Genomic DNA, 9665 nt, shown 5'->3' with positions numbered 1-9665 from the left:
TATGCGCTGGGTCAAGCCGCTTGACGCCGACTTGGTCAAGCAACTGGCGGCTGAGCATGAATTGATCGTGACGGTAGAAGAAAACGCCATCATGGGTGGTGCCGGTAGTGCGGTGCTGGAAGCGCTAGCGGCAGCTGGCATGGCGAAACCCGTGCTGCAGCTTGGTCTGCCGGACCGCTATGTTGACCATGGCGACCCGGCCGTATTGCTGGCTGAGTGCGGGCTGGATGCGGCCGGCATCGAGCAGGCAATTCGCAATAAATTGACAGCGCTGGCGGCTTGACGCGTGGCGGGCATCGCTGGATGAAGGCGGGTGCATGCTGCGCCGGCCTGCAACGGTGCGAACTGCAGGAAGCAGTGGCGGGACGGCTATGCCGTGTTTCACTGCCCGATGGATACCGAAAGTCCATGTGGCGATCCTGATCGCCCATTGCGGACTTGTTGCCGTGACTGCGCCCAGGCCAAGGCTCCCGCGCTATCAGCCCGATTGGCAGATTCAATAAGTCGCCTGGCTTGAATCGGCTAGACTTGCCCCCAATTGTTGATAAGAACACTCGGGTATTGCCCGAGCTGCGACAGACTATCTGCAGGATTTGCTGGCAAGCAGCATCGGGCAATGCCTGGCCCGCGCCGTCCGCGATTTTGCAAGCATTCCAGGAAAATGGCCCCGATATGCAACAGGACCCAACCATGAACGCCCCTCACACTCCCGCCGCCATCGCCGATGTGCAAGGCTCGCTCGACACCCGCAATATCGCCATCAACAAGGTCGGTATCAAATCGATCCGGCATCCGGTGAAGGTGTCGGACAAGACTCAGGGCGTACAGCAGACCGTTGCCACTTTCGATATGTATGTGTTCTTGCCGCAGCAGTACAAGGGCACCCATATGTCGCGCTTTGTGAAGATCTTGAACGAGCGCAACGAGGCGGTATCGGTGCACTCGTTCGAGGCCATGCTGCGCGAGATGGTCAGCACCCTGGAAGCGGATGCCGGGTATGTGGAAATGCGTTTCCCGTATTTTGTGAACAAGACAGCGCCGGTTTCGGGTGTGCAAAGCCTGATGGATTACGACGTCACCTTGATCGGTGAAATCAAGCAAGGCCGTTTCACCCAGAAGCTCAAGGTGGTGGTGGCTGCCACCAGCCTGTGCCCGTGCTCGAAAGAGATTTCCCAGTATGGCGCCCACAACCAGCGCTCCCACGTCACCATCACCGCCGAAACCACTGGCGATGTGTGGATCGAGGATTTGATCCGGGTGGCCGAGGATGAGGCATCCTGCGAGGTGTTCGGCCTGCTCAAGCGCACCGACGAGAAATACATCACCGAGCGCGCTTACGAGAACCCGAAATTCGTCGAAGACATGGTGCGCGATGTGGCAGCGCGGCTCGATGCCGATGCCCGTATCGAGGCCTATGTGGTGGAAACCGAAAACTTCGAGTCCATCCACAATCACTCAGCCTATGCCTTGATCGAGCGGGACAAGCGGCAGCAGCTTGGCTGATCGGGCCGCCTCCACGCTCCTTGCCTCGGGCTGAACATCGACAATGACCGCAGGGGCTCTTGCCCGGCGTGGCTCCAGCAGGCAGACTGCCGGGCCGTGACTGCAGTGGAGCCCTTGATGCGTTTAACCGAACTCTATAGCCACCCGCTGAAATCCTGTCGCGGCAATCTTTTGCAGTCGGCACGCATTGATGCGCTGGGCATCGAGCATGACCGGCGCTGGATGTTGGCCGACGAACAGGGCAAATTCCTCACCGGTCGCCAGCACCCGCGTCTGGTTCTGATCGAGGTGGCGGCAGATGACGCTGGCGCGACTTTTTCCGCGCCGGGCATGCAGCCCTTGCGGGTTGAGCATGCGCAGATGCGCGATGGTGTGCCGGCCGAGGTATGGGGCAATGCCTTCCAGGCACGGGCTGGAAGCGATGAGGCGGACTTCTGGTTCTCCAACTATCTCGGCAGCCATTGCCGCCTGCTGTATACCGATGCCAATACCAGCCGCCGGGCCAAGCGGGCGCCGTCGATACCGGTGGGTTTTGCCGATGGCTACCCCTTGCTGCTGGTTGGCCGCGCTTCGCTCGACGACCTGAATAGTCGACTGGCCCAGCCGGTCGGCATTCGCCAGTTCCGCAGCAATTTGCTGGTGGATACCGCTGTGGCGTTTGAAGAAGATACTTGGCAACGCATCCGCATCGGCGAGGTGGAATTCGAGCATGTCAAACCTTGCACCCGCTGCATCTTTATCACCATCGACCCCGATAGCGCCGTGCCCGCGCCCGATCGCCAGCCCTTGCTGACGCTGGCCGGCTATCGACGCTTTGACGATGGCACACGCTTTGGCATCAATCTGATCGCCCTCAATCAAGGGCGAATCCAGCTGGGTGATACGGTCGAAGTGCTTGCCTGATTGGCAGCGCGCCAAACCTGCGCGCTGCTGTTGAATCAATTTGCCTGGACGAGGGCCTGCCATGATTACGCTTCATCACTTGAACAATTCGCGCTCGCAGCGGGTACTGTGGCTGCTGGAGGAGTTGGGCCTGCCCTACGAAGTAAAGCGCTATCAGCGTGATGCGGCGACCATGCTGGCGCCAGCCGAATTGAAGGCGGTGCATCCGCTTGGCAAATCACCGGTCATTACCGATGGCGAGAATACAGTCGCGGAATCGGGCGCCATTCTTGAATATCTGGTCGAGCAGTACGGCGGTGGCCGCTTGCAGCCGGCGGCTGGCAGCCCCGAGCGCCTGCGCTATCGCTACTGGATGCATTACGCCGAGGGCTCGGCCATGCCGCCTCTGCTGCTGAGCCTGGTGTTTTCCAAGGTGCGCGCGGCACCCATGCCGTTCTTTATCAAGCCGATTGCCCATGGCATTGCCCACAAGGTCGAACAAGCATTTATCGAGCCGCAGTTGAAGCTGCATCTGGACTATATGGATGCCGAATTGGCCAAGCAGCCCTGGTTTGCCGGCGAGCAGTTCAGCGCCGCCGATATCCAGATGAGCTTTCCGATCGAAGCGGCCGATATGCGCGGCCGGCTCGATGCAACGCGGCCGCATCTGCTGGACTATCTCAAGCGCATCCGGGCGCGGCCGGCCTACCAGAAGGCGCTGGAAGTAGGTGGGCCGTTCAGTCTGGGCGGTTGAGCGGTCAGTGCATGGCTTGGGTCCAGTACGCCTGATGCATGAGTCCCCTACACCCGCTGAGGAATGCTGGCGCGGCGCGCGCGATACCTTGCCCATGCTGCTGGGTGCCGCACCGTTTGGCCTGATCTTTGGCACACTGGCCGGGCCGTCCGGTCTGTCGGTCGGTGCTACCCTGGCCATGTCGCTACTGGTATTTGCCGGCTCCTCGCAATTCATTGCGCTCACCTTGGTGTCGGGCGGTGCCAGCTTGGTGGTCATCATGCTGACCACCCTGGTGGTCAATCTGCGTCATGCCTTGTATTCGGCCACCTTGCTGCCCCATGTCGCCCATTTGCCGCATCGCTGGCGGGCGCCGCTGGCGTTCTGGCTTACTGACGAGAGCTTTGCGGTGGTGCAGCAGCGCTACGCTGCCGGTGATGGCTCGCGCCATAAACACTGGTATTTCCTTGGTTCCTGTCTCGCCATGTATGGCAACTGGTTTGTGTGGACGCTGGCCGGCGTGGTGTTGGGTAGATCGGTGCACGGCATTGATAAACTCGGGCTGGAATTTGCCATGGCCGCCACCTTTACCGGCATTGTCGCGCCCATGCTGTGCTCGCGGCCGATGCTTGCTGCAGCAGCTGCGTCAGCTGTGGTGGCCTTGCTAGCCGCCAGCCTGCCGTACAAGTTGGGCCTGATGCTGGCAGCCGTGGCTGGGGTGGTGGTGGGCGTATGGCTGGAAGGTCCCCAGGGCGAGGCACAGCCATGAATCTATTCGAAGTCGGCCTGATCGGCGGCATGACGCTGATTACCTTTGCCATCCGCTACACCTTCTTTGCCTTGGGCGAACGCCTGCGTTTTCCACCACGTATCCGGCAGGCCTTGCGCTTTGTGCCGGTGGCGGTGTTGACTGCCATCACCGTGCCCATGGTGTTACTGCCCGCCGATGGTGCCTATTGGGGGCTGCACTGGCGCAATGCCTGGCTGGTCGGAGCCTTGCTCAGCGCGCTGATTGCCTGGCGTTACCAGCATTTGCTGGCGGCCATTGCTTCGAGCATGACGGTCTATTTCATCTGGCGCTGGCTGTTCAATTGATGGCTGGCGGCTGGGTGAGGCGGTGCTTTGCGCGTATCATCGGCGCCCATTGTGTTTGGCGGGTAGTTTCATGATCGAGATCCTGTTTGGCTTGCTGGCGCTGGTGGTTTTGCTGGCTGGCGCTTTGGTGGTGTACCGGCTCGGGCAATTGGCCCAGTTGCAGCGCGATGCGCTGGAAATGCTCACCGGCCAGCTGGAAGAAAAACATCGTGCGCTGCTCAATGATCTGCATAGCGGTCTGCAGCGCCAGGCCGAGGTGTTGAACCAGGGTTTTGGCCAGCAGGGCGAACGCCTGCGCACTGGCATGCTGGAAAGCAGCGATCGCCTGCGCGACAGTGTGATCCAGTCGTTTGACCGTCTGCGAGACAGCGTGGCAGCCGAGCTCAAAGACACCCGGCTGAATCTGGAGCAATTGCGCGCCAGCCAGCAAGACGCCATGCAAGCCGCCCAGCTGGCGCAAACCAACGCCTTGCAAGCCATGCAGCTGGCGCAAAGCCAGGCCCTGGCCGATAACCGGGAGGCGCTGCTGCGCCAGCTGGCTGACATAGCCCAGACCTTGCAGCAAAAGCAGGATCTGCTGCGCAGCGAATTGCTGGAAACGGTAGGGCGGGTTCTGTCCGAGCAGGGCAGGGCGCAGCAGGAGATGCTGCTCAAAACCCTGAGCAATACCTCGGATCAACTGAGCAAGGCCATCGCCCAGCTCAATGAAATGGTCAGTACCCGACTGGAGCAGATTTCCGGCAAGGTCAGCGAGCGGCTCGACGAAGGATTCAAAAAGACCAATGAAACCTTTGCCAGCGTGATGGCGCGCCTGGCCACCATCGATGAAGCGCAAAAGAAGATCGATGGACTGACCACCAATGTGATCAGCCTGCAGGAACTGCTCGGCGACAAGCGCTCGCGCGGCGCATTTGGCGAGGTGCAGCTGGAGAGCCTGGTGCGCAATGTGCTGCCCTCGAATAGTTATCAGTTCCAGGCCACCTTGGGAAATGGCCTGCGCGCCGACTGCCTGCTTGAGCTACCGGAGCCGACCGGGCGGGTGGCGGTGGATGCCAAGTTCCCGCTGGAAAACTATCACCGCATGTTCGGCCCGCAGCTGGTGGAGGTGGAGCGCACTGCTGCGCAGCGCCAGTTCAAGGCCGACATCCGCGCCCATATCGATGCCATTTCCAGCAAATACATCGTGCCGGGGGAAACGGCAGATGGCGCGGTGATGTTCATCCCGGCCGAGGCAGTATTTGCTGAGATCCATGCCTATCATCCCGATCTGGTGCAGTATGCAATGGGCCGCCGGGTATGGCTGGTGTCGCCCACTACCATGATGGCGGTGCTCAATACGGCTCGGGCAGTGATCAAGGATGTGGAAACGCGCCAGCAAGTGCATATCATCAAGGCGGCGCTGCAACGATTGTCGGAAGACTTCCGCCGCTTTGACCAGCGCATGAAGAATCTTGCCACCCATATCCGCCAAGCGCATGAAGATGCGCAGCAGGTGCAGATCAGCAGTGAGAAAATCAGCAAACGCTTTGTCGAAATCGAACATGTCCGCCTGGAAGACGGCCAGGCTGGCGAGCCGTTGACCGCGCTGGAATTGAAGGAAACCCCATGATGAATGCCCGCCTGTGTATTGCCACTCTGTCCATGCTGCTTGTTCTTGGTAGCGCATCGGCGCAGGTGTACAAATGGGTCGATGCCAATGGCAAGACCCAGTTCAGCGACCAACCGCCGCCCGAAGCGAAGGCGCAGGCGATCAAGGTAAAGCCCGCCAGTGGTGGCTTTACTGCGCCGGCCAGCACACCCAACGTAGTCGATGCCAAGGGCGATCGCGGCAAACCCAAGTTCGACAAAAAGGCAGCCGAGGAAAATTGCCGCATCGCTACCCAGAATCACCAGACCGCAGCAGACGCCGAGCTATTGCGCGTGCGCGACAAAAATGGCGAAGAGCAAGTAATCGGGGCGCAAGGGAAGGTGGATGAGGTCGAACGCATGCGTCGCGAACGCGACCGATTGTGCGAGCAGGCGGCCCAGTAAGGCCGCTCGCGGTCTTATTTGAGTTTGCCGGTACGTGCGCGCACGGCAGCAACCCGTTCGCGGCGCGACTCTTTCGGGTCGGCCAGTAAGGGGCGATAGATTTCTACCCGGTCGCCATCGCGTAGCCGGGTGTCCCGGGTGCACAGGCGGCTGAAAATGCCGATGCGCTGCTGCGCCAGGTCGATCTCGGGAAACCGTGCCAACAGGCCGGATCGGGTGATTGCCTCGCCTGCCGTACAGCCCTCGGCCAGCGCCAGCTTCACCAATTGTTGCGCGCTCGCGCTGGCATACACCACTTCGATGGTCAGCATGGTGGTATTCATCCGTAGCGCCTGTCTGCTTCCTTGACGAAAGCATCGACAAAACTGCCGGTGATTTTGCTGAACACCGGCCCGATCATGGCTTCCAGCGTCTTGCTGGAAAACTCGTAATCCAGCTCGAATGCCACCTTGCAGGCGCTTTCATCCAGTGCAACAAAGCGCCAGGCCCCCGTCAGGCTGCGAAACGGCCCATCCTTGAGTTCCAGGCTGATCAAGCCGGGCTGTTTGCGATTCTCGGTGGTAAAGCCGGTTTTCAGGCCCAGATAGTCGATGCCGATGGTGGCAATGGTCCACTCCGCATCGCGTAGATGCACTTCGGTCCCGCCGCACCAGGGCAGAAAACGCGGATAGTCCTCCACCCGATCGATCAGCTCGAACATCTTCCCGGCGGAATGGCCGAGCAATACGGATTTATGGACTTGCGGCATGGGAGGGTAAGCAGGCTGGTAGAATGGCGGGCTTCGCGGCGAGCCGGAGCACATGCTCGGCGCCGCGCATCCTAACCGCCGGCAGCCGCATATGCAATTTGACCACGATCTCGACGACCATTTTAACGCCGATCACGACCGCGATGACCCGCAGCTGGCGGCGATCCGCACCCCGCCGCACTCGGTGGAGGCCGAGCAATCGGTGCTCGGTGGCCTGCTGATCGAGAATGGCGCCTGGGACCGGATTGCCGACGTGGTGACCGAGTCGGACTTCTACCGCGAAGACCACCGCATCATCTTCCGGCATATCTCGCGCCTGGTGGAATCGGGCCGGCCGGCCGATGCGGTTACCGTGGCCGAATCGCTTGATAACCATAACCAGCTGATCTTTATCGGCGGTCTCACTTACCTGGCGAGCCTGGCACAGAATGTGCCGAGTGCCGCCAATATCAAGCGCTATGGCGAAATCGTGCGCGAGCGCTCGATCATGCGCCAGCTGGCCGGCATCGGTACCGAGATCGCCGATGCGGCCTACAACCCGAATGGCCGCGAAGCGGCTTCCATCCTGGATGAGGCCGAGTCGAAAGTATTCGAGATCGCCGAACAGTCGGCGCGCGGCAAGCAGGGCTTTCTGGCCATGCCCGACCTGCTCAAGGAAGTGGTCAACCGCATCGATGAGCTGTATAGCCGCGAGAACCCCGACGAGGTAACCGGGGTGCCGACCGGCTTTGCCGACCTGGATGCGCGCACCTCGGGCATGCAGCCGGGCGACCTGATCATCGTGGCGGGCCGCCCGTCGATGGGTAAAACCGCGTTTTCGGTGAATATCGCGGAAAACGTGGCGATCGATAGCAACTTGCCGGTAGCGATTTTCTCGATGGAAATGGGCGGCGCCCAGCTCGCCATGCGGATGATCGGCTCGGTCGGCCGGCTGGATCAGCACAAGATCAAGACCGGCCGGCTGGAAGATGATGATTGGCAAAAGCTCACCTATGCCGCCGGCAAACTGAGCGAGGCGCCGATCTATATCGATGAGACGCCGGCGCTGACCGCACTGGAAGTCCGCGCCCGCGCCCGCCGTCTGGCGCGCCAGCACGATGGCAAGCTTGGCCTGATCGTGCTCGACTATATCCAGCTGATGAGCGGCTCGGGGCGTGACCAGAATCGCGCCACCGAGCTCGGTGAAATTTCCCGCTCGCTCAAGGGCCTGGCCAAGGAATTGCGGGTGCCGATCATCGCGCTGTCGCAGCTATCGCGCTCGGTAGAGCAGCGTCCCAACAAGCGGCCGATGATGTCGGACTTGCGTGAATCAGGCGCCATTGAACAGGATGCCGACTTGATCATGTTCCTGTACCGCGATGACTACTACAACCCGGATTCACCCGACAAGGGCCTGGCTGAAGTCATCGTCGGTAAACACCGGAACGGCCCGACCGGCATCGTCAAACTGACCTTCCTCGGTCACTGGTCGCGCTTTGAAAATGCCGCCCATGGCGGTTGGGAGTCGGGCGAGTAAGCCGTGCCTAGATCGGGGTAGCAGGCGCCGACGCATCAGGAAAAGACTGCAGGATCTGCAGATAGCCCGACTGCGCTGCCTGCAGCGGTTGTTGCAGCAGGGTAGTGATATCGGGCGGTGCTTGCGTGGTGTCGAGGCCCAGCGCGCCGGCCCAGCAGTTGCGTCCGGCCCGTTTCGCCATATATAGGCACTGGTCGGCCAGCTCGACCACCTGTGCCCACGAAAGGGCATCAGCTTGCCGTGGAAAGAAGGGATAGCTGGCAAAGCCGATCGAGCAGGTCTTGGGCAGGTCGACACTGCCTTCCAGCGCAAAGGTTTCGCCGGCTACCGCCGCGCGCACCCGTTCGGCGATGATGCGTGCGTCGTGGCGGCGCGTCTGGCGCGCCACGATCAGAAACTCCTCCCCGCCCCAGCGCACCAGATAATCGGCTGCGCGAAACACCTGCTGCAGGCGCTGCCGCATGCCCACCAGCACCTGGTCGCCAGCCGCATGGCCGTGGATATCGTTGACGGCCTTGAAGTGATCGATATCCACCACAAAGAACAGCATGCCCATCTCTACCGGCTCGGCCTGCTCCGGATGACGTAGCCAGTTGGCATAGTGGCGCTGGGTCAGTTCCACATCGGCATCGAGATGCTGGAGCAAAAAGCGCCGGTTGCGCAGGCCGGTGAGCGGGTCGGTCAGGCTCATTTCTTCCAGCTGCGCCTTGCTGCTGCGCAATTCGGCCAAGGTGAGCTGTAGTCGCTCATAGGTATTGGCGTTATCGAGGGCAATGGCGCCATAGGCAACCAGACTCTTGAAAATGGCCAGTTCCCGCTCGCCATAGGCCATTACGCTGGGCGACTGTACTGTCAGCAAGCCCTGCAGGCGGTCGCCGACAATCAGCGGCGCGCACATGATGCTGAGCGTCTCCACCGTGCCCGGAATCGGCGCTACGCTGCCCGGGCTGTCATTGACCACCACCGCGCGCCGCTCTTGCAGGCAGCGGCGCCCCGGGCCATCGGCGCGAAACGGCAGGGTAAGCGGCTCGACCGGCTGCCCATCCTCCATGCCATAGACCACCGTCTGATTCTGCCAATCGGCATCGGGAGCGAGGATAAAGAAGGAAAACACATCCAGCAGCACTTGCAGATGGCGGTATAGCGATTCATAAATG

At 61.0% G+C, this 9665-nt stretch carries 12 protein-coding genes; 9 read left to right on the top strand and 3 right to left on the bottom strand.

Annotated features, from left to right (window positions below):
- The 8 genes from ACE3OH_RS09710 to ACE3OH_RS09675 form a co-directional block, all read left to right on the top strand.
- Nucleotides 1–283: transketolase C-terminal domain-containing protein (locus ACE3OH_RS09710; protein ID WP_374351344.1), on the top strand; the 283-nt coding region annotated here is incomplete at its 5' end.
- A gap of 407 nt (nt 284–690) precedes the next feature.
- A complete protein-coding gene (folE2, locus tag ACE3OH_RS09705) occupies nt 691–1503 on the top strand; it encodes a GTP cyclohydrolase FolE2 (RefSeq protein WP_374351342.1) in 813 nt (270 codons plus the stop codon).
- A 117-nt stretch (nt 1504–1620) separates the two neighbouring features.
- Entirely contained in the window at nt 1621–2406 is a 786-nt protein-coding gene (locus ACE3OH_RS09700; protein WP_374351340.1) for an MOSC domain-containing protein, read from the top strand.
- A 61-nt stretch (nt 2407–2467) separates the two neighbouring features.
- On the top strand, nt 2468–3139 hold the full coding sequence (locus ACE3OH_RS09695; RefSeq protein ID WP_374351338.1) for a glutathione S-transferase family protein: 672 nt from the start codon (nt 2468–2470) through the stop codon (nt 3137–3139).
- Nucleotides 3140–3173: 34 nt separating this feature from the next.
- Nucleotides 3174–3887 carry an AzlC family ABC transporter permease gene (locus ACE3OH_RS09690; protein WP_374351336.1) on the top strand — a complete coding sequence of 238 codons (714 nt, stop codon included), beginning with the start codon at nt 3174–3176 and terminating at the stop codon, nt 3885–3887.
- On the top strand, nt 3884–4213 hold the full coding sequence (locus tag ACE3OH_RS09685; RefSeq protein ID WP_374351334.1) for an AzlD domain-containing protein: 330 nt from the start codon (nt 3884–3886) through the stop codon (nt 4211–4213). Before ACE3OH_RS09690 ends, ACE3OH_RS09685 begins: the two co-directional genes overlap by 4 nt.
- A 70-nt stretch (nt 4214–4283) precedes the next feature.
- The gene (gene rmuC, locus ACE3OH_RS09680) at nt 4284–5822 is read left to right on the top strand and encodes a DNA recombination protein RmuC (RefSeq protein ID WP_374351332.1); all 1539 of its coding nucleotides are present in this window, start codon (nt 4284–4286) and stop codon (nt 5820–5822) included.
- Nucleotides 5819–6244 carry a DUF4124 domain-containing protein gene (locus tag ACE3OH_RS09675; RefSeq protein ID WP_374351330.1) on the top strand — a complete coding sequence of 142 codons (426 nt, stop codon included), beginning with the start codon at nt 5819–5821 and terminating at the stop codon, nt 6242–6244. Before rmuC ends, ACE3OH_RS09675 begins: the two co-directional genes overlap by 4 nt.
- A gap of 14 nt (nt 6245–6258) precedes the next feature.
- On the opposite strand, the gene ACE3OH_RS09670 is transcribed toward ACE3OH_RS09675, so the two are convergent.
- Nucleotides 6259–6555, bottom strand: a complete 297-nt coding sequence (locus ACE3OH_RS09670; RefSeq protein WP_374351346.1) for an RnfH family protein — start codon at nt 6553–6555, stop codon at nt 6259–6261.
- Between the two features lie 8 nt (nt 6556–6563).
- Complete coding sequence (locus ACE3OH_RS09665) at nt 6564–6992, bottom strand: type II toxin-antitoxin system RatA family toxin (protein WP_374351328.1); 429 nt, start codon at nt 6990–6992, stop codon at nt 6564–6566.
- 91 nt (nt 6993–7083) lie between these two features.
- Here ACE3OH_RS09665 and dnaB point away from each other — a divergent pair, with 91 nt between their 5' ends.
- A complete protein-coding gene (gene dnaB / locus ACE3OH_RS09660; protein WP_374351326.1) occupies nt 7084–8508 on the top strand; it encodes a replicative DNA helicase in 1425 nt (474 codons plus the stop codon).
- Between the two features lie 7 nt (nt 8509–8515).
- Here dnaB and ACE3OH_RS09655 read toward each other — a convergent pair.
- Nucleotides 8516–9665 (bottom strand): diguanylate cyclase (locus ACE3OH_RS09655; protein WP_374351324.1); only part of this gene is annotated, 1150 nt, incomplete at its 5' end.

Origin of the sequence: Chitinimonas sp., assembly GCF_041904975.1 — a bacterium.
GTDB lineage: Bacteria > Pseudomonadota > Gammaproteobacteria > Burkholderiales > Chitinimonadaceae > Chitinimonas.
Note: the sequence above shows the minus strand (reverse complement) of the source record. Positions and strands in the feature narration are given on the sequence as shown.

What these genes read in the sequence shown, in the direction of transcription:
- ACE3OH_RS09675 (WP_374351330.1), top strand. Translation starts at nt 5,819, where the DNA reads ATGATGAATGCCCGCCTGTGTATTGCCACTCTGTCCATGCTGCTTGTT.
- ACE3OH_RS09695 (WP_374351338.1), top strand. Translation starts at nt 2,468, where the DNA reads ATGATTACGCTTCATCACTTGAACAATTCGCGCTCGCAGCGGGTACTG.
- ACE3OH_RS09700 (WP_374351340.1), top strand. Translation starts at nt 1,621, where the DNA reads ATGCGTTTAACCGAACTCTATAGCCACCCGCTGAAATCCTGTCGCGGC.
- folE2 (WP_374351342.1), top strand. Translation starts at nt 691, where the DNA reads ATGAACGCCCCTCACACTCCCGCCGCCATCGCCGATGTGCAAGGCTCG.
- ACE3OH_RS09685 (WP_374351334.1), top strand. Translation starts at nt 3,884, where the DNA reads ATGAATCTATTCGAAGTCGGCCTGATCGGCGGCATGACGCTGATTACC.
- ACE3OH_RS09690 (WP_374351336.1), top strand. Translation starts at nt 3,174, where the DNA reads ATGCATGAGTCCCCTACACCCGCTGAGGAATGCTGGCGCGGCGCGCGC.
- ACE3OH_RS09665 (WP_374351328.1), bottom strand. Translation starts at nt 6,992, where the DNA reads ATGCCGCAAGTCCATAAATCCGTATTGCTCGGCCATTCCGCCGGGAAG.
- dnaB (WP_374351326.1), top strand. Translation starts at nt 7,084, where the DNA reads ATGCAATTTGACCACGATCTCGACGACCATTTTAACGCCGATCACGAC.
- ACE3OH_RS09670 (WP_374351346.1), bottom strand. Translation starts at nt 6,555, where the DNA reads ATGCTGACCATCGAAGTGGTGTATGCCAGCGCGAGCGCGCAACAATTG.
- rmuC (WP_374351332.1), top strand. Translation starts at nt 4,284, where the DNA reads ATGATCGAGATCCTGTTTGGCTTGCTGGCGCTGGTGGTTTTGCTGGCT.